Origin of the sequence: Acinetobacter pittii (assembly GCF_034064985.1) — a bacterium.
Classification (GTDB): Bacteria; Pseudomonadota; Gammaproteobacteria; order Pseudomonadales; family Moraxellaceae; genus Acinetobacter; species Acinetobacter pittii_H.
Window position 1 is genome coordinate 15063 of sequence record NZ_CP139249.1, and the last position, 20278, is coordinate 35340.

Here is a 20278-nt window from a genome sequence, read left to right on the forward strand (position 1 = left end):
TCTAATCTCTCTAATTAAATCGCAAAGGTAGCTTTATACCGCCGTAATCGTACCTAGGATTCTAAAATCTGAAGCACCTGTTACTGCTGGCAAATTACCACTTAAACCATCTACAAAACGCATCGCTAACCATGCAAATGCTGTAGCCTCGACCCAAGTAGGGGAAAGCCCTAACACATCAGTAGGTTGAACAGACCAATTGTGCTTACGAAGACGCCAACGTAATTGTTCTAGTAAATAAGAGTTATAAGCACCACCACCACAAACATAAACTTCACCTGTTTCCATGTTAGAACGATAGATCGCTTTTTGAATGGCACGTACAGTAAGTTTTAATAAGGTAGCTTGAATATTTTCAGGTGTATCTTCTAACTCATCATAAGTTAAATCATTACGCCAATCGATTAACTGATCATCTAACCAGTCAATATTGAAATCTTCACGTCCAGTGCTCTTAGGCGGTTCTTTAGAAAAATACTCATGGGCATAAAGGCGGTCGAGTAAAGAGCGAATAGGGTGACCATAAGCAGCCCAGTCGCCATTTTCATCATATGGATGACCTGTATGGCGATGGCACCACGCATCCATCAAAATATTTGCAGGACCTGTATCAAAACCAAATACGCTGTCACTGTTATTGGCAGGCAGCATACTCACATTAGCAATACCACCCAAATTCAAAATTACACGATGAATACTTGGATGTTGAAATAATGCTTGATGGAAAGCCGGAACCAATGGCGCTCCTTGACCACCTGCTGCCATATCTCTACGACGGAAATCTGAAACGACTGGAATCTGAGTAATTTCAGTAATGATGTTTGGATCACCAATTTGTAACGTAAAGCCATGTTCTGGACGATGACGAATGGTTTGCCCGTGTGACCCAATTGCTTTAATTTGGCTACGGTCTAATTGATGCTTTTCAATGAGAGTATTAATCCCGTGGCCAATCATTTGGGCCAGAGCAACATCAGCTTTACCCATACGGTCAATTTCATTGTCATCGGGCAAAGTCAATGCCATAAGCTCATCACGTAACTCGGGTTCGAATGGAACTGTAAGAGTGGCATGAAGCTGTAGTGGCTCAAATGAAGCCGCTACAATATCCACACCATCCATACTAGTGCCAGTCATTACGCCGATATAGATTGCGCTCATATGCAACTTCCCCTGCAAGACGCTGAAAAAATGTTAGTATATCGCACAAATTGAATAACTGATGTGTTTAGGTTTTGTGATGTCAAATTTCTTGCCCGCCGAAGAACAGCTTGCCCTCATCCAACGAGGCACGCACGAAATTATTTCAGAAGAAGATTTACTGAAAAAGCTTAAAGAGAATCGCCCTCTTAAAATTAAAGCTGGTTTTGACCCTACAGCACCAGATTTACATTTAGGACATACGGTTCTTATTAATAAACTAAAAACTTTCCAAGACTTGGGCCATGAAGTTACCTTCTTGATCGGTGACTATACAGCGATGATCGGTGACCCAACTGGCAAAAGCGCAACTCGTCCGCCGTTGTCACGTGAACAAGTAGAAGCTAACGCTAAAACTTATCAAGAACAAGTTTTTAAAATATTAGATCCAAATAAAACAAAAGTACGTTTTAACTCAGAATGGTTTAATCAAAAGTCTGCTGCTGACCTTATCCAATTAGCAAGTCAGCAAACCGTATCACGTATGTTAGAGCGCGATGACTTTACAAAGCGTTATAGCAACCACCAGCCGATTGCAATTCATGAGTTTTTATATCCTTTAGTTCAAGGTTATGACTCAATTGCGCTTGAAGCTGACGTTGAGTTAGGCGGTACAGACCAGACCTTTAACTTACTTATGGGTCGTACTTTACAAAGCCGTTATGGCCAAGAATCTCAAGTGTGTATCACCGTGCCGATTCTAGAAGGTCTAGATGGCGTAAATAAAATGTCTAAATCTTTAGGTAACTATATTGGTGTATTTGATACACCAGGTGCAATGTACCAAAAAGTTTTATCAATGCCAGACTCTTTAATTGAACGCTATTTCGATTTATTAAGCTTCAAATCTCTTGATGAGATCAAAGCTTTATTAGATGAAATTGCTGCTGGTCGTAATCCGCAGGAAGTAAAACGTATCCTTGCGCTTGAGCTAGTTGAACGCTTCCATGATGCAGAAGCTGCTGCTAATGCCCATAAGAGTGCTGGTAACCGTATTACAGAAGGTGAAGTACCTGAAGACACACCAGAAGTGACTATTTCACTTGGTGAGTTTGGAGGAGAAATCTTTATTGCTACGATTTTACGTGTAGCAGGCCTAAACCCGAATGCAGCTGCGGCAAAAGATGCGGTAGCTCGTGGTGCGGTAAAAGTTGACTGGAATGCCGTTGATGCAAGCTTCTCTGTAAAAGAAAAAGGAAGCTTTATTATTCAATCAGGTAAAAAAGCGATTGCACGTGTGATTTTCACTGACTAAGAAAGTTATATATTGAAAAAAGCAGGAGTAATCCTGCTTTTTTTATTTCTGATCACAAATCAATTAAGCGTTCCACGTGGAACAATTTGTAATTAACTTAATAAGTAGAAAAATAGAATAAGTAAAGAATAGAAAGTATTAATCAAAAAAATAGAGTATTTACTCTATCATTTCTTTAGATTCTTTAGATTCTTTAGATTCTTTAGATTCTTTAGATTCTTTAGATTCTTTAGATTCTTTAGAATTAAGGGACTATATATGTCTATAAACTCTATTAAAGACATAGAAAATTAAAAATGTCCTAAATTCTTAAATATAAAAACTAATAAAAGGTAGTGAAAATGCCTAAAAAAAAGCCATATATATCACTTTTTTCGCAAAATAGTAGAAAAAACCGGCACTCAAGTGAAAAAGGCTGAAATACCCCTTGCAAAGGGGATGAGATGGTCTATAATGCACATCCATCGGCGGTGATGCAGATAGAAACTTGTTGAAAAACAGTTACTTGTGATTAGATTGGTTGCTTTAAGTGATGAATTTGATGGTAAGTTGGTTTTGAGAATAAGTTTTAAAAATATCGAAATTACCTGTTGACTTTTAAGAGATTAAGAGTAATATAGCCGACCTAGCTTGCTGGTGACGAACCAGGAAGAAGATCATTAAGAGAATTGAAGAACAACTTGTGTGGATTTTTACTGATTGATTAATCGAAATAATTTTCATTGATTGATTGGTTTAAATTACTCGAAGTTTATTTGAGCGAAATTTAAGTCAGTAATTGATGAGCCAGAATTGGCACCTTGTCTTTAATAAGGTGCAAAATGATTTTAACTGAAGAGTTTGATCATGGCTCAGATTGAACGCTGGCGGCAGGCTTAACACATGCAAGTCGAGCGGAGAGAGGTAGCTTGCTACTGATCTTAGCGGCGGACGGGTGAGTAATGCTTAGGAATCTGCCTATTAGTGGGGGACAACATTTCGAAAGGAATGCTAATACCGCATACGTCCTACGGGAGAAAGCAGGGGATCTTCGGACCTTGCGCTAATAGATGAGCCTAAGTCGGATTAGCTAGTTGGTGGGGTAAAGGCCTACCAAGGCGACGATCTGTAGCGGGTCTGAGAGGATGATCCGCCACACTGGGACTGAGACACGGCCCAGACTCCTACGGGAGGCAGCAGTGGGGAATATTGGACAATGGGCGCAAGCCTGATCCAGCCATGCCGCGTGTGTGAAGAAGGCCTTATGGTTGTAAAGCACTTTAAGCGAGGAGGAGGCTACTTTAGTTAATACCTAGAGATAGTGGACGTTACTCGCAGAATAAGCACCGGCTAACTCTGTGCCAGCAGCCGCGGTAATACAGAGGGTGCAAGCGTTAATCGGATTTACTGGGCGTAAAGCGCGCGTAGGCGGCTAATTAAGTCAAATGTGAAATCCCCGAGCTTAACTTGGGAATTGCATTCGATACTGGTTAGCTAGAGTGTGGGAGAGGATGGTAGAATTCCAGGTGTAGCGGTGAAATGCGTAGAGATCTGGAGGAATACCGATGGCGAAGGCAGCCATCTGGCCTAACACTGACGCTGAGGTGCGAAAGCATGGGGAGCAAACAGGATTAGATACCCTGGTAGTCCATGCCGTAAACGATGTCTACTAGCCGTTGGGGCCTTTGAGGCTTTAGTGGCGCAGCTAACGCGATAAGTAGACCGCCTGGGGAGTACGGTCGCAAGACTAAAACTCAAATGAATTGACGGGGGCCCGCACAAGCGGTGGAGCATGTGGTTTAATTCGATGCAACGCGAAGAACCTTACCTGGCCTTGACATAGTAAGAACTTTCCAGAGATGGATTGGTGCCTTCGGGAACTTACATACAGGTGCTGCATGGCTGTCGTCAGCTCGTGTCGTGAGATGTTGGGTTAAGTCCCGCAACGAGCGCAACCCTTTTCCTTATTTGCCAGCGAGTAATGTCGGGAACTTTAAGGATACTGCCAGTGACAAACTGGAGGAAGGCGGGGACGACGTCAAGTCATCATGGCCCTTACGGCCAGGGCTACACACGTGCTACAATGGTCGGTACAAAGGGTTGCTACCTAGCGATAGGATGCTAATCTCAAAAAGCCGATCGTAGTCCGGATTGGAGTCTGCAACTCGACTCCATGAAGTCGGAATCGCTAGTAATCGCGGATCAGAATGCCGCGGTGAATACGTTCCCGGGCCTTGTACACACCGCCCGTCACACCATGGGAGTTTGTTGCACCAGAAGTAGCTAGCCTAACTGCAAAGAGGGCGGTTACCACGGTGTGGCCGATGACTGGGGTGAAGTCGTAACAAGGTAGCCGTAGGGGAACCTGCGGCTGGATCACCTCCTTAACGAAAGATTGACGATTGGTAAGAATCCACAACAAGTTGTTCTTCATAGATGTATCTGAGGGTCTGTAGCTCAGTTGGTTAGAGCACACGCTTGATAAGCGTGGGGTCACAAGTTCAAGTCTTGTCAGACCCACCATGACTTTGACTAGTTGAAGTTATAGATAAAAGATACATGACTGATGATGTAAGCTGGGGACTTAGCTTAGTTGGTAGAGCGCCTGCTTTGCACGCAGGAGGTCAGGAGTTCGACTCTCCTAGTCTCCACCAGAACTTAAGAGAAGTTCGGATTACAGAAATTAGTAAATAGAGATTTTAAGATCTTGGTTTATTAACTTCTGTGATTTAAGTATCACGGTATTAAGCATGACCTGACGAAGGCATGTTTATTCATTAACAGATTGGCAAAATTGAGTCTGAAATAAATTGTTCACTCAATAACAAAAAGAGAGGAAGTAATTCTGATCTTGGAGTTGATTGAGAACTAGCAAATTAACTGAATCAAGCGTTTTGGTATATGAATTTAGATTGAAGCTGTACAGTGTTTAAGTACACAGACAACAGATAGTAGCGATGAAGAATCGCACGGACAACACTCACTTGTAGGTGTTGACGACTGTTTGGGGTTGTATAGTCAAGTAATTAAGTGCATGTGGTGGATGCCTTGGCAGTCAGAGGCGATGAAAGACGTGATAGCCTGCGAAAAGCTCCGGGGAGGCGGCAAATATCCTTTGATCCGGAGATTTCTGAATGGGGGAACCCACCTACTTTAAGGTAGGTATTGCAACATGAATACATAGTGTTGCAAGGCGAACGAGGGGAAGTGAAACATCTCAGTACCCTTAGGAAAAGAAATCAATTGAGATTCCCTCAGTAGCGGCGAGCGAACGGGGATCAGCCCATTAAGTTATGTGTGTTTTAGTGGAACGCTCTGGGAAGTGCGAACGTAGAGGGTGATATTCCCGTACACGAAAGGGCACACATAATGATGACGAGTAGGGCGAGGCACGTGAAACCTTGTCTGAATATGGGGGGACCATCCTCCAAGGCTAAATACTCCTGACTGACCGATAGTGAACCAGTACCGTGAGGGAAAGGCGAAAAGAACCCCTGTGAGGGGAGTGAAATAGATCCTGAAACCGCATGCATACAAGCAGTGGGAGCACCTTCGTGGTGTGACTGCGTACCTTTTGTATAATGGGTCAGCGACTTATATTCAGTAGCAAGGTTAACCGTATAGGGGAGCCGTAGGGAAACCGAGTCTTAATAGGGCGTTTAGTTGCTGGGTATAGACCCGAAACCAGGCGATCTATCCATGAGCAGGTTGAAGGTTGGGTAACACTAACTGGAGGACCGAACCCACTGTCGTTGAAAAGCCAGGGGATGACTTGTGGATAGGGGTGAAAGGCTAATCAAGCCTGGTGATAGCTGGTTCTCCCCGAAAGCTATTTAGGTAGCGCCTCGGACGAATACCATAGGGGGTAGAGCACTGTTTCGGCTAGGGGGTCATCCCGACTTACCAAACCGATGCAAACTCCGAATACCTATGAGTACTATCCGGGAGACAGACTGCGGGTGCTAACGTCCGTAGTCAAGAGGAAAACAATCCAGACCGCCAGCTAAGGCCCCAAAATCATAGTTAAGTGGGAAACGATGTGGGAAGGCATAGACAGCTAGGAGGTTGGCTTAGAAGCAGCCACCCTTTAAAGAAAGCGTAATAGCTCACTAGTCGAGTCGGCCTGCGCGGAAGATGTAACGGGGCTAAAACTATGTGCCGAAGCTGCGGATTTGACATTAGTCAAGTGGTAGGGGAGCGTTCTGTAAGCCGATGAAGGTGTATTGAGAAGTATGCTGGAGGTATCAGAAGTGCGAATGCTGACGTGAGTAACGACAAAACGGGTGAAAAACCCGTTCGCCGAAAGACCAAGGGTTCCAGTCCAACGTTAATCGGGGCTGGGTGAGTCGACCCCTAAGGCGAGGCCGAAAGGCGTAGTCGATGGGAAATTGGTTAATATTCCAATACTTCTGTGTAATGCGATGAGAGGACGGAGAAGGTTAAGTCAGCCTGGCGTTGGTTGTCCAGGTGGAAGGATGTAGGTATGTATCTTAGGCAAATCCGGGGTACTCTATACTGAGATCCGATAGCAAGCTGTACTTGTACAGTGAAGTGGCTGATACCATGCTTCCAGGAAAAGTCTCTAAGCTTCAGTTACACAGGAATCGTACCCGAAACCGACACAGGTGGTCAGGTCGAGTAGACCAAGGCGCTTGAGAGAACTCTGCTGAAGGAACTAGGCAAAATGGTACCGTAACTTCGGGAGAAGGTACGCTGTTGTTGGTGATGGAACTTGCTTCCTGAGCTGACGACAGCCGCAGAAACCAGGCCGCTGCAACTGTTTATTAAAAACATAGCACTCTGCAAACACGAAAGTGGACGTATAGGGTGTGATGCCTGCCCGGTGCTGGAAGGTTAATTGATGGGGTTAGCGTAAGCGAAGCTCTTGATCGAAGCCCCAGTAAACGGCGGCCGTAACTATAACGGTCCTAAGGTAGCGAAATTCCTTGTCGGGTAAGTTCCGACCTGCACGAATGGCATAATGATGGCGGCGCTGTCTCCAGCAGAGGCTCAGTGAAATCGAAATCGCTGTGAAGATGCAGTGTACCCGCGGCTAGACGGAAAGACCCCGTGAACCTTTACTGCAGCTTGACACTGAACTTTGACCTTACTTGTGTAGGATAGGTGGGAGGCTTTGAAGTTGGAACGCTAGTTCCAATGGAGCCGTCCTTGAAATACCACCCTGGTAATGTTGAGGTTCTAACTCTGTCCCGTTATCCGGGACGAGGACCGTGTCTGGTGGGTAGTTTGACTGGGGCGGTCTCCTCCTAAAGAGTAACGGAGGAGTACGAAGGTGCGCTCAGCGTGGTCGGAAATCACGCGTAGAGTATAAAGGCAAAAGCGCGCTTAACTGCGAGACCCACAAGTCGAGCAGGTACGAAAGTAGGTCTTAGTGATCCGGTGGTTCTGTATGGAAGGGCCATCGCTCAACGGATAAAAGGTACTCTGGGGATAACAGGCTGATACCGCCCAAGAGTTCATATCGACGGCGGTGTTTGGCACCTCGATGTCGGCTCATCTCATCCTGGGGCTGAAGCAGGTCCCAAGGGTATGGCTGTTCGCCATTTAAAGAGGTACGCGAGCTGGGTTTAGAACGTCGTGAGACAGTTCGGTCCCTATCTACCGTGGGCGCTGGAAATTTGAGAGGATCTGCTCCTAGTACGAGAGGACCAGAGTGGACGAACCTCTGGTGTACCGGTTGTGACGCCAGTCGCATCGCCGGGTAGCTATGTTCGGAAGGGATAACCGCTGAAAGCATCTAAGCGGGAAGCCTACCTCAAGATAAGATTTCCCTAGGAATTTATTCCTCTAAAGAGCCGTTCGAGACTAGGACGTTGATAGGTTGGATGTGGAAGCATAGTGATATGTGAAGCTGACCAATACTAATTGCTCGTGAGGCTTGACTATACAACACCCAAGCAGTTGTATGTGAAGCATCAATCGATTCATAAACATGCAAAGCAACTTGATTTAGTTAAACGCTTAGCTAAAATGAACAAAATCAGATTCAATCAGCCCGTCTGTAAAGATTTGGAAAACGCAACGTATCACACAGTGAATAAAACGAAGCAAGTATCCATAAACAGTTGTGCTGGCGACCATAGCAAGAGTGAACCACCTGATCCCTTCCCGAACTCAGAAGTGAAACCTCTTAGCGCTGATGGTAGTGTGGGGTTACCCATGTGAGAGTAAGTCATCGCCAGCTCATTATTCTAAACACCCCCGTTCCAATGAATGGGGGTGTTTTTTTATTGCGATAAAATAAAAAAATTCTATAAAACTCTGGATATAGCAGAGAATAAAGACAGATATATATTAATTCTAAGAAAGAGTTCTGCTATAAATAATAAGAAAATTAATCTTTTAAGTACGCATAATAAGGGAAGAACATCTATGATAATTTATGGTGATGTCGGTTCGGGTAACTGCTATAAGATAAAACTATTACTTTCCTTATTAAATATTAATCATAGATGGATCCACGTTGATATTTTAAATAAAGAGACTCAAACAGCTGATTTTTTGTCGTTAAATCCTAATGGAAAAATACCTGTATTAGACCTAGAAGATGGTCGCGTTTTGAGTGAGTCGAATGCTATTTTAGGTTACTTGGCTGAAGGAACAAAATTTATTCCTACAGATCCTTTTATTAAAGCAAAAATGTACCAATGGATGTTCTTTGAGCAGTATAGTCATGAACCATTTATTGCAGTTGCTCGTTTTATTAATAAATATTTAGGGTTACCACCAGAAAGAATAGAGGAATACCATAATTTACAGCCAAAAGGCCATAAAGCACTATCTATTATGGATAACGCTTTAGTTGAGCATGACTATCTTGTTGGAAATGAACTGACCATTGCTGATATTGCCTTATATGCATACACGCATGTCGCTGAAGAAGGTGGCTTTGATTTAAAGTTATATCCAAATATTCAAGTATGGTGTCAAAGGATTCGAGAATATTTAGGTTATGTAGATATGATTTAAATAAAAGAGAACTCATATAGAGTTCTTTTTTATTTCTGAAATTCTGATTTAGAAATGTGCTTCTAGACCTACATATGGGCCTTTAAACTCAAATTTAAGATCATTGTTATCGTAGTCATCTAAGTCGATATTAAGTATGCGATAGCCTGCTGTTAGACCCAGATCAATGAGTAGGTTATCTGCAAATTTATATTTTACTTCTGCCAGTGCATCTGTAATTCGTGCATCATCAAAGTTTGTATAAGTTGCTTCACCTTTAGCACTTAAGCCTGTAAACGGGAGTTTTACTTCACCTGACAAATAAGCAATAGGATATGTTTTATCAATATCCACGCGCTTACCTGTATATGCAGTAATATCACCATTTAATACAGTTGCACCAAGACCAGCATCCACACTTACGATATTATCTAGTAACTCGTAGTAGAGGATAAAATCGCTATGATCTAAATCAACTTTATAGTTGGCTTGACCTAAAGTTTCTGATTTAGTCTCGGTATCTAAATTTACATAACGAATTTTTGCATTAGGAATAAATGGGATTGGGTGTTCTACTGCTAATGAGATTTGAGCACTACCTTTTTGATCTAAATCTTGATCTTCAGGTGATTGAGAAGACATATTCGCTTTACCATCATAAAACCAGTAGCCCACGTCGCCTTTTACTCCTACGAAGTCTGCTTGAGCAAAGCCACTTAAGCTCATCCCGAGCGTTAATAAAGATATTTTTAATATTTTCATTTTTACATCCACATAAAAGAAATCTTTGAGCGCATGATATAGACATCTTCCTACAGATGCATTGATAAAAAATAAGGATCTGAGGTGTGTGATATGAGTAAATTTTTAAACCTTAAAAAAGTTTATTTAATTCAAATAATTAATGTTTTATTCCTAATTTAAATGAATTTAATATTGTAGAAAATTTAGTATAAATTTTGTCAATCGTATCGAACTTATTAAATTTTAATTGATAACTGGGGAGTTAAAAATAAATTAGTGGATAAGTTGAGTAATTAAATAAGTATTTGCAGAGATTGCAATAAAATTACATTGAATAATAATTTTGATCTACAAGTAGTAGAACGTAAATATTAGCTGAAAAATAACCAATTGTGAAAAAAACTCAGAAAATTCGTAAAATTTCTGACGGAAATTACAGTAAAAAGAAATAAAAACAGGTATTGTTCAGCTATATAGGGGCAAAAAATGGACAAAAATCTTTAAGGAAGAATTTTCTATTTTTGCTTGTTTGTTAAGGGAATAAAAATACTCAAAAGGTGCATTTTATTTTCTACAAACACAAAAGTATTTTTTGGTTCTTTTTTTGCATGCGGAATAACAATCAACAATAGCAGTAAAAATAAGTAATCTTTTAACATTAGGTGTTCTATGACAGATTCTCGTGAAAACTGGACGTCACGATCTGGTTTTATTATTGCAGCCGTTGGTTCGGCTGTAGGCTTAGGTAATATCTGGCGCTTTCCATACGTTGCTTATGAAAATGGTGGTGGTGCGTTTCTTATTCCCTATCTATTGGCCCTCATTACTGCTGGTTTACCGCTACTATTTTTAGATTATGCGGTAGGACATCGTAGTACTGGTTCACCTCCTAAAGCGTATCGTGCCCTATTTAAAGGCGGGGAAACATTAGGTTGGTGGCAGGTTTGTGTCTGTATCATCATTGGTTTGTACTATGCAAGTGTACTCACTTGGGCGGGTAGTTATGTTTACTTCTCTATTGGCCAAATGTGGGGAAGTGATCCGGAAGGTTTCTTCTTTAATACCTATTTACAGACCACAAAAGCAACCGGTTTTGATTTACAGTTTGTAGGTCATTTATTCTGGCCGATTGTTGGGATTTGGGCACTTACTCTAATCATTCTTTATGGTGGTGTGAAAAAAGGTGTTGAATTATCGAATAAGATTTTCATGCCTTTATTATTCATTCTCTTCACTATTTTAGTGATTCAATCATTACGTTTACCAGGCGCGGTTCAAGGCTTAAATGCTTTCTTTACGCCGAACTGGTCAGCAATGATGGATTATAAAGTTTGGTTAGCGGCTTATGGTCATACTTTCTTCTCTCTCTCTGTCGGTTTCGGGATCATGGTAACTTATGCATCTTATTTGAAACCAAAAACGAATTTAACAGGTTCTGGTTTAATCGTCGGTTTTGCAAATGCATCAACAGAGATTTTGGCTGGTATTGGTATCTTCGCAGCGCTTGGTTTTATGGCACATGCGGCAGGTACTGAAGTTAAAGATGTTGTGAGCGGCGGGATTGGATTAGCATTTATTGCATTCCCTAAAATTATCTCAAGTTTAGGTACAGGTGCCGATTTATTTGGTTTCTTATTCTTCTCTTCACTTTTCGTCGCAGGTATTTCTTCGATGGTGAGTATTTTGGAAGTACCTATTGCAGCAATGCAGGATAAATTGAAATGGGGTCGTAAAAAAGCTGTAACCATTATTGGTGGTGGTAGTGCGCTTGTATCAATTATTTTATTCTCAAGTGTAAACGCAATTAAGTTAGTTGATATCGTTGACCACTTTATCAATAACATCGGTATTATTGGCGGTGCTTTACTTTCTATTATTACCGTGGCTTGGTTTAAGCGTTCTGCTTTAATGGAACTTCGTGATCACGTGAATCGCATCTCAACTATTCAATTAGGTAAGGGGTGGGATTTCACTTTAACAGTCATTACATCATTAATCTTGTTAACTACACTCAGTATGACTGTATTTAATTTGATCAAAAATGGCTATGATACTTATAGTATGAGCTTACAAGGTGTATTCGGCTGGGGCAGTGTGATTTTCTGTGCAGTCGTTGCAATTGTTTTAAGCAAAATGAAAGATCGCTAGGAGGATAGAATAATGAATACTTCAGCAATCGTGATGATGGTAATTTCGATGGTGTTTTTATGGGGTGGCTTGGCTTTGTCCATTATCCATTTATCGAAACATCCTGAAGAGTTAGATGATGTCTTAGAAGAAGTAAAAGATCAGCACACACTTTAATGCTGATCAAGTAAAAAAGCAGGCTTTAAGCCTGCTTTTTTTATGCAATTTTTTGAATTTTACAATAATAAAATCCATCACCAGACTGCGCTTGCGGCAGTAATTGGCGTCCATGAGTTTGCTCGATTCCCCAATTAGCTTCAATTTTAATTTCTTTTGCATTTGGATTTTCAGCAAAAAAAGTCATCATTTGCTGTTCATTTTCAGCTTTTAAAATTGAACAGGTGATGTAAAGCAATGTGCCACCAACTTTGAGCTGTTGCCACATGTGGTCCAAGATCTGCTTTTGCAGTTCAATAGTTTGAGCTATATCGGTAGATTGGCGCAATAGGCGTATGTCAGGATGACGACGAATAACCCCTGTAGCAGAGCAAGGTGCATCGAGCACAATACAATCTAATGGCTGTGCAGGAGTCCATTGAGTTGCATCGGCTGCCAAAATCTCTGTATGACTTTGATCAAGTGCTAAGCGATTTAAGTTCTCAGTTACACGCACTAAACGGCTTGGGTCCTGATCAATCGCGATGAGCTGAGCAGGTTTAAACTTTTCAAGTAAATGAGCAGTTTTACCGCCTGGGGCAGCACACGCATCAACTACTATTTTATCGTTTAAATCTGGCAATAATGTTGCGCAAAGCTGAGCGTGTTCATCTTGTACAGAAAACCAACCTTGTTCAAAACCAGGTAGTTGAGTAATTTGCACAGATTGTGCAAGAACAATACCTGCTTCAGATAAAGTACATGCCCGTGCCTGAATTTCTAAACTTTGTAGTTTTGCTAAATAAGCATCACGGCCAATATGACGCTGGTTCACCCTTAAGGTTAAAGGCGCGACTTGCTTCAAAGATTGGTAGAGAGATTCCGTTTGTTCACCCCAATCCTTTTTTAAGCGTTTGAAAAGCCAACTTGGTAAGCCATGTGCTTGCTGTAAACCTTGCTGAAAGTCATCAGTTTCACGAGTAGCTCGGCGCAAAATAGCATTCACAATACCGCTGAGTGCAGGGAAACCAAGTTGTTTTGTCGCATCTACTGTTTCTGAAATAGCGGCATGTGCTGCAATACGCGTGCATAAAACTTGATAAAGACCCACATAAAGACAGGTTTCTACTGTCTCATTATTTAAAGGCTTGCTGAGTAGAGGTAGGCTAATTGATTTAAGCGCAAACCATTGGCGCAATGTACCTAAAACAAGTTCGTGAAATAAAGCGCGATCGCGCTCCGCGACTTGATTGAGCTGTGTATTTAAAATACTAGCGAGTGATTGGCCTTGCTGAACTTTTAATAACGTCTGGACGACTTGAGCACGCAGGTTAAAACGTGAAGAATTTGAGGTAACCTGACTCATGGCAAAATTTGTCCTACATGAAGTTTTTGAGTTTGTGCAATTTGTTGAGCATTTAATGCTTTGCCACCCGGCCATTGCACGCTAGTCAAACAAATAAATGAATCTTGACCACAAGCAACATGTACACCTTGCTTATCGATTGCAATAATTTCACCAGCTTGAGTATTCGCTTTGCTTTGACTAGAAATTATTGAGTTCCAGACACGTAGAGCATTATTTTCATCTAACGGAATGAAGGCAACTGGCCAAGGGTTGAATGCACGAATATTTCGGTCAACTTGAATAGCATCAATTGACCAATCAATACGAGCTTCTGATTTTACGAGCTTATGAGCGTAGACCGTTAAGCCCTCGTCTTGAACTTCGCGTTCTGACAAATATTTTTGTAGTGTTTCTTCTGACTCAAGTACCGCACAAATTGCTGTTGCACCTTGAGCTGCGAGTTTGTCATGCAAAGTCGCTGAGGTATCTTCGGCAGTGATTAGGCAGTATGTTTTATACATCATATCGCCTGTATCTAAACCAGCAGCCATCTGCATGATTGTGATTCCGGTTTCTTCATCACCTGTTGCAATTGCACGCTGAATTGGTGCTGCACCGCGCCAGCGTGGTAATAGTGAACCGTGAATATTTAAACAGCCATATTTCGGTGTATCGAGCACAGTTTGTGGAAGAATCAAACCGTAGGCTGCAACTACCATGACATCAGCACCTAAAGCAGCTAGTTCTTGTTGAGCTGCTAAACCTTCTTCAGTTGAAGCTTTGAAGTGCAGGGGTTGATAAACAGGGATATTATGCTCAAGTGCAAGTTGTTTTACGGGAGATGGCGTTAGTTTTTGTCCACGACCCGATTTACGATCTGGCTGAGTATAAACCGCGATAATTTCATGGGAAGTTTTTAATAAAGCCGCCAATGCTGTTGCAGCAAATTCGGGGGTGCCAGCAAAAATAATTTTCACAAATGCAATCCAAAAAGAGTTTAGGCGTAGTATACGTGAAAAACGATTGAAGCCCTAAAATCATGGCGATTGAGCATTTTAGTTTTTAAATAGTGAACAAAAAATTATTGAAAAACTTTTATTGATAAAAAAAGGTTATGAAAAAATAAAAAATTATTCATGTAAGTTTTGCTAAATATTGACTGTCTATTACTGTTCTTGGCTTTCCGAATATTATTTGCTTCTATAGAATGGAGAATGATCAAATTATGATGATGAGTCAATATTCCGACTGATCTAACGCTATATCAGTATCATTCGCCAGAGCGGGAAAAATTCCGCTCAAGCACAACTTGTTGGAAACACTAATGCCTGACTATCGTTCAAAAACATCGACACACGGAAGAAATATGGCTGGCGCACGTGGCTTATGGCGTGCAACAGGAATGAAAGATGAGGATTTCGGCAAACCGATCATTGCGGTGGTCAACTCATTTACTCAATTTGTGCCGGGCCATGTACATCTTAAAGATCTAGGGCAGCTTGTCGCAGCAGAAATTCAGGCAGCAGGTGGTGTTGCTAAAGAGTTCAATACGATCGCAGTAGATGACGGGATCGCAATGGGGCATGATGGCATGCTTTATTCTTTACCATCACGTGATTTGATTGCTGACTCAGTTGAATATATGGTGAATGCACACTGTGCAGATGCCATGGTGTGTATTTCAAACTGTGACAAGATTACTCCGGGAATGCTCATGGCTGCGATGCGCCTGAATATTCCTGTTGTTTTTGTGTCTGGCGGACCAATGGAAGCTGGTAAGGTTAAGTTCCGCGGTAATGAAAAAGCGATTGACCTTGTTGATGCAATGGTTGTTGCGGCTGATGAAAGTTATACAGACGAAGAAGTTGAGGAATTTGAACGTTCGGCATGTCCAACCTGTGGTTCATGTTCAGGTATGTTCACTGCAAACTCAATGAACTGTTTAACAGAAGCTTTAGGTTTATCTTTACCGGGTAATGGTTCGATTGTTGCGACGCATGCAAACCGTAAAAAATTATTCTTAAAAGCAGGCCAGCTCATTGTTGAATTGGCTAAGCGCTATTACGAACAAAACGACGCAAGTATTTTACCTCGTTCGATTGCAACCAAGGCTGCATTTAAAAATGCGATGACTCTTGATATTGCAATGGGTGGTTCAACTAATACCGTTCTGCATTTATTGGCTGCGGCAAGTGAAGCAGAAGTTGATTTTACAATGGACGATATTGACGAATTATCACGTCGAGTTCCTGTACTGTCTAAAGTAGCGCCTGCAAAACAAGACGTTCATATGGAAGATGTTCACCGTGCTGGCGGTATCATGGCGATCTTAGGTGAACTTGATCGCGCGAATTTGCTTGATGTATCAGTGCCGACTGTACACGAGAAAACTTTAAAAGATGCGTTGGATAAGTGGGATATTATTCGTACTGAAGATGCAGACGTTTATGAATTCTATCGTTCATCACCAGGTGGTGTTCCAACTCAAGTTGCATTCTCGCAAAATCGCTATTATTCAACATTAGATGGCGACCGTGAAAAAGGCGTTATCCGTAATGCAGAACATGCATTCTCTAAAGATGGTGGTTTAGCAGTTCTATACGGTAACATTGCGCTTGATGGTTGTATCGTGAAAACTGCAGGTGTTGATGAATCAATCTTGAAATTTACGGGCACAGCGCGTGTATTTGAGAGCCAAGATGCAGCTGTAGATGCAATTTTGGGTCATGACATTAAAGCTGGCGATGTGGTTGTGATTCGTTACGAAGGTCCACGTGGTGGTCCGGGTATGCAAGAAATGCTTTACCCAACCAGCTATCTTAAATCGAAAGGTTTAGGCAAAGACTGTGCATTAGTAACAGACGGTCGTTTCTCTGGTGGTTCATCAGGCCTTTCGATTGGACACGTTTCACCAGAAGCAGCTGAAGGCGGTGCAATTGGTTTGGTGGAAGATGGCGATACTATTGAAATCGATATTCCAAACCGTACGATTCACTTAAACGTTGATGATGCGACTATGGCGCATCGCCGTACAGTGCAAGAAGCGAAAGGCTGGCATCCGAAAGAAGAACGTAAACGTAAAGTATCAAAAGCGTTAAAAGTTTATGCAATGCATACAACAAGTGCAGCGAAAGGAGCTGTACGCGTTCTATAAAATATTCAATTTTAATAATTGTTTATGAATCATGCACCCTTTAACACGATGAATTGCTATCATGTTAAGGGTGCATTTTTCATGTCTGGTAAAAAAAATCAGCTTGTAGAAAAAGGTGTTTTTAGATCATTCTATGGGTTTGCCATAAAATGGTGATAAAATCTTCACCTACGTAGAAACTTGCTAAAAACATGTCTTATTTTCTGCGTAAACTAAGGTAGTTATATTTCAATCTCGACTACTGTTTTACCTTGCACTATGATCAAAACAATCTTTGATCTCGCTTAGGATTTATTTTTTAGAGGCACAACTCATGTCACTGCTACGCCGTTGGTTTGACCCTATTCGATCGAGCTGGTTTTACCAAAAGCCTTCTCGTCAAGCGGTGTTACCCACGGAAAATGGTTTAAGTATTTATTTACGACTTGATGATGTGTATAGCTACTTAGCTGTTCAGCAATTGTCTCAGCTAGATGAAATTTTAAGTGATGAACTTAAGCCTTTAAAAATTATTATTTCGCATACAGCTTCTGAACCTCCAAACAGCATGTCGCATGAAGAGTGGCAAAATTATTGTTTAAATGATGCCAAGATATTAGCCAAACAACATCGTTTCGGTTTTGATGAATTTCCAGAAATCCCAAGCCCAGAATCTTTAAAACAAGCGGCAGTCATATTAAAAAGAACCCCATTACAAGGTCAGAATTTCTTCCATTTATTAGAAGATATTTTCCACATGCTTTGGCAACAACAATATGGAAAGTTGCGTACTTTACATGCCATGGCAGTTAAACATCAGCTTCCTCAACATTTTTCAGAACGTATTTTTACGGATGAGCCTGTACCTGCAGCTTACTTTGAATTTGGTGGACGTAAATATCATGCAGTAGACGATTTATTACGTTTGACTCGTCGTTTGAAGCAGCAAAAGCTACTGATTGGTAATCCGATTTTTTTAATTAATCATATCGAATGGCGTGAACATTTGATTAACGATGCTGAGGCGCTTACCGAGATTCAGACGCTTCATCCTGAGCTTGATGTTTATATTGCTTTAGAAGACCCAATGAGTTGGTTGTTACTTGCCTATATCAAGGAAGAGCTGGCTGATTATTATGATATTCAACTAAAAGTTTACCCTTTAAGTTATCAAGGTCGAGACTGGTTTGACTGGAGTTTGGCGACCCGTGTTTCTAAACGAACAGGTGTGGCCTTTACGCCATTTTGTCGTCCTACCGAGGAAAGTACACTGGAAATGGCAAAGCTTTTCTATAGTGTGCAAGAGAATCAGCAAATCGATACGATTTTTACGATCCTTCAAGCGGTTTGGACAAAAGGAAAAGATTTATCTTTCTTAAAGCATTTTCAACAGTTACAGCAACAGTTGGGAATTGAGCAGCTAACCGACCAAGATGTGCAATCTGTTTTGGCGCAAAATGATGCACTTTGCAAAGACAAGCATCAGCCTGATTTACCGGTTTTAGAGCTGCGTATTGATGGTCAGACTTATGTATTTAATAGCTTGTATCGTGTGTGGATGATTGAAAGTATTTTTAGCAATGTATTAGAAGAAAAATATAAAACAGCCTCAACTTTTAATTGAGGCCCACTTCTAAAAACAAGAATAGGGCAAAACCTGTTTTTTCCGTAGCATAACCATGTAGGGAATCGGAGATAAACAGTGACATTTCTAGCAATTATTATTGTGGTGTTTACCTTTGCCGGCATGATTAAAGGCATGATCGGTTTAGGATTGCCCGCAGTATCGATGGGTTTACTCACCATCGCAATGAGCCCTTTTCAGGCAGCCTCTCTGCTCATTGTCCCTTCAATGGTCACCAACGTTTGGCAACTTTTTGCTGAAGGACATGTCTGGGCGTTTATTCGGCGTTTCTGGACGTTGCTTGTCGGCATTATAGTAGGTTCAATATGGAGCTTTTTACCTACTTTAAGTCAAAGTCATGGGCATAGTAGTGAAATTTTATTAGGCTGTATGTTGGCCTTATATGGACTTTATGGTCTGTGCGTAAAGAGACTTCCACACTTAGGAAAGCATGAACGTTGGCTATCACCGATTATTGGATATATCGGCGGGGCAGTGACTGTAGCAACTGGTGTCATTATTATTCCAATCGTTCCTTATTTGCAGTCTTTACATTTAAAGCGTGATGAGTTGGTTCAGGCTTTAGGACTAACCTTTACTGTTTCTACCATTTGTCTTGCAGTCTTTTTACACCACAACCCGATGTCGGGAATGACATTGGATTATCGTTTATCTTTCGCTGCATTGTTGGCGGCGCTCGTTGGAATGTGGTTAGGTAAAAAAATCCGTTATCGGTTAAATGAGCAGTTATTTCGCCGTATCTTTTTTATTGGCTTGATGTCATTAGGGCTTTATATGATTTTGCATTAAGCTAATTTTTCAGGACGATGCTGCAATAAAAAGTCTGCAAACTGTTGGTAAGTGCTAGGCAGCTGGTTGAAATTTTGGGTCGCCAAAAGTAGTTTGCGATTTGCCCATGCGCCTTGCAGTTGAATGGAATGAAAATCATAGTCCGATTGCAAACGCTGGGCAGCACGAGCCGGCATAATCGCAATTCCGACACCTTTGGCGACTACCTCAGCAATCGCCCCAAAATTAGGTAAGCGCAAACGGTACTGTATGTTAAAGCCCAATAGCTTAGCTTGAGTTTCGATGGACTGTTGCAACGAATGGTGGGGCTTAAGACCAATAAAACCATAACTTAAAGCCTCTACCAAATTTAGCTGTTGGTGTTGAGCTAAATTGTGAGTAGGAGGACAAATCAGAACTAATGGATCACTAGCAAATTCCTTAGTTTGCAAATGTCTGGTATCAAAAAAACTTGAGACCAGCCCAAGATTTGCAACTCCTTGAGTTAATGCCTCTACAATTTCTGAACTTTCTGCCTCGTGTAAATCAATGTTCATTTCGGGATGAAGCACCAAATATTGCGGTAATAACGGAGGCAAATATTCGCTTTGAGCAGAAGAGTTACACCAAAGCGTTAATGACTCTGTTGTAGGCGGCCTAAAACGCTGCATTTCTTGTTCAAGCTGCTCTTTTTGTGCTAAAAGCTGACGAGCATGCTCTACAAAAGCGTGTCCTGCTGTGGTGAGCTCCACTCCCGTCGTGTGGCGAATAAATAAGGGCGTTTTAAAATATTGTTCGAGTTTTTTAATGCGTTCGCTGGCAGCTTGAAGTGAAATTGCAGAGCGGTCTGCACCTTTGGTTAGACTACCTGTAGAGACAATATGAAGAACCAGCTGTAAATCAAAAAAATCAAAACGCATGACAGGAAACGTATTGAAGAGTAAACAGTCATCA

At 41.5% G+C, this 20278-nt stretch carries 12 protein-coding genes, 2 tRNA genes and 3 rRNA genes; 12 read left to right on the forward strand and 5 right to left on the reverse strand.

Going from position 1 to position 20278, the window contains the following annotated elements; translation table 11 throughout:
- Positions 1 to 33: 33 nt before the first annotated feature.
- The gene (gene anmK, locus SOI76_RS00065) at positions 34 to 1161 is read right to left on the reverse strand and encodes an anhydro-N-acetylmuramic acid kinase (protein ID WP_104080768.1); all 1128 of its coding nucleotides are present in this window, start codon (positions 1159 to 1161) and stop codon (positions 34 to 36) included.
- A gap of 61 nt (positions 1162 to 1222) precedes the next feature.
- On the opposite strand from anmK, the gene tyrS reads away from it, so the two are divergent.
- The 7 genes from tyrS to SOI76_RS00100 all read left to right on the forward strand — a co-directional run bounded on the left by tyrS (position 1223) and on the right by SOI76_RS00100 (position 9424).
- Positions 1223 to 2455, forward strand: coding sequence for a tyrosine--tRNA ligase (gene tyrS, locus SOI76_RS00070; RefSeq protein WP_017481201.1), 1233 nt, complete (start codon positions 1223 to 1225; stop codon positions 2453 to 2455).
- A gap of 828 nt (positions 2456 to 3283) precedes the next feature.
- A 16S ribosomal RNA gene (locus tag SOI76_RS00075) occupies positions 3284 to 4821 on the forward strand.
- 59 nt (positions 4822 to 4880) lie between these two features.
- Positions 4881 to 4957 (forward strand) — tRNA-Ile (locus SOI76_RS00080).
- 55 nt (positions 4958 to 5012) lie between these two features.
- A tRNA-Ala gene (locus tag SOI76_RS00085) sits at positions 5013 to 5088 on the forward strand.
- A gap of 362 nt (positions 5089 to 5450) precedes the next feature.
- A 23S ribosomal RNA gene (locus SOI76_RS00090) occupies positions 5451 to 8341 on the forward strand.
- A 183-nt stretch (positions 8342 to 8524) separates the two neighbouring features.
- A 5S ribosomal RNA gene (gene rrf / locus SOI76_RS00095) occupies positions 8525 to 8639 on the forward strand.
- The 16S, 23S and 5S rRNA genes sit together here with 2 tRNA genes alongside, the layout of an rRNA operon.
- 188 nt (positions 8640 to 8827) lie before the next feature.
- The gene (locus SOI76_RS00100) at positions 8828 to 9424 is read left to right on the forward strand and encodes a glutathione S-transferase family protein (protein ID WP_104079966.1); all 597 of its coding nucleotides are present in this window, start codon (positions 8828 to 8830) and stop codon (positions 9422 to 9424) included.
- A 48-nt stretch (positions 9425 to 9472) separates the two neighbouring features.
- Here SOI76_RS00100 and SOI76_RS00105 read toward each other — a convergent pair whose 3' ends face one another.
- Positions 9473 to 10177, reverse strand: coding sequence for a TIGR04219 family outer membrane beta-barrel protein (locus SOI76_RS00105; protein ID WP_104079967.1), 705 nt, complete (start codon positions 10175 to 10177; stop codon positions 9473 to 9475).
- A 639-nt stretch (positions 10178 to 10816) separates the two neighbouring features.
- Here SOI76_RS00105 and SOI76_RS00110 point away from each other — a divergent pair.
- A complete protein-coding gene (locus tag SOI76_RS00110) occupies positions 10817 to 12295 on the forward strand; it encodes a sodium-dependent transporter (RefSeq protein WP_017481897.1) in 1479 nt (492 codons plus the stop codon).
- 12 nt (positions 12296 to 12307) lie between these two features.
- On the forward strand, positions 12308 to 12451 hold the full coding sequence (locus SOI76_RS00115) for a methionine/alanine import family NSS transporter small subunit (protein ID WP_002119126.1): 144 nt from the start codon (positions 12308 to 12310) through the stop codon (positions 12449 to 12451).
- A gap of 40 nt (positions 12452 to 12491) precedes the next feature.
- Here SOI76_RS00115 and rsmB read toward each other — a convergent pair whose 3' ends face one another.
- Together rsmB and fmt are read right to left on the reverse strand one after the other, a co-directional pair.
- Positions 12492 to 13796, reverse strand: a complete 1305-nt coding sequence (gene rsmB, locus SOI76_RS00120; RefSeq protein ID WP_104079968.1) for a 16S rRNA (cytosine(967)-C(5))-methyltransferase RsmB — start codon at positions 13794 to 13796, stop codon at positions 12492 to 12494.
- The gene (gene fmt / locus SOI76_RS00125; protein WP_104079969.1) at positions 13793 to 14755 is read right to left on the reverse strand and encodes a methionyl-tRNA formyltransferase; all 963 of its coding nucleotides are present in this window, start codon (positions 14753 to 14755) and stop codon (positions 13793 to 13795) included. The genes rsmB and fmt overlap by 4 nt, the downstream gene beginning before the upstream one ends.
- A gap of 347 nt (positions 14756 to 15102) precedes the next feature.
- Between fmt and ilvD the strand changes: the two genes are divergently transcribed.
- The 3 genes from ilvD to SOI76_RS00140 all read left to right on the forward strand — a co-directional run bounded on the left by ilvD (position 15103) and on the right by SOI76_RS00140 (position 19345).
- On the forward strand, positions 15103 to 16932 hold the full coding sequence (gene ilvD, locus SOI76_RS00130; protein ID WP_104079970.1) for a dihydroxy-acid dehydratase: 1830 nt from the start codon (positions 15103 to 15105) through the stop codon (positions 16930 to 16932).
- A gap of 313 nt (positions 16933 to 17245) precedes the next feature.
- Positions 17246 to 18535 (forward strand): hypothetical protein, encoded by a 1290-nt coding sequence (locus tag SOI76_RS00135; RefSeq protein ID WP_104079971.1) that lies wholly within the window; start codon positions 17246 to 17248, stop codon positions 18533 to 18535.
- A gap of 78 nt (positions 18536 to 18613) precedes the next feature.
- Complete coding sequence (locus tag SOI76_RS00140) at positions 18614 to 19345, forward strand: sulfite exporter TauE/SafE family protein (RefSeq protein ID WP_205668435.1); 732 nt, start codon at positions 18614 to 18616, stop codon at positions 19343 to 19345.
- On the opposite strand, the gene SOI76_RS00145 is transcribed toward SOI76_RS00140, so the two are convergent.
- Positions 19342 to 20244, reverse strand: coding sequence for a LysR family transcriptional regulator (locus tag SOI76_RS00145; RefSeq protein ID WP_104079972.1), 903 nt, complete (start codon positions 20242 to 20244; stop codon positions 19342 to 19344). The genes SOI76_RS00140 and SOI76_RS00145 overlap by 4 nt on opposite strands.
- Positions 20245 to 20278 lie beyond the last annotated feature (34 nt).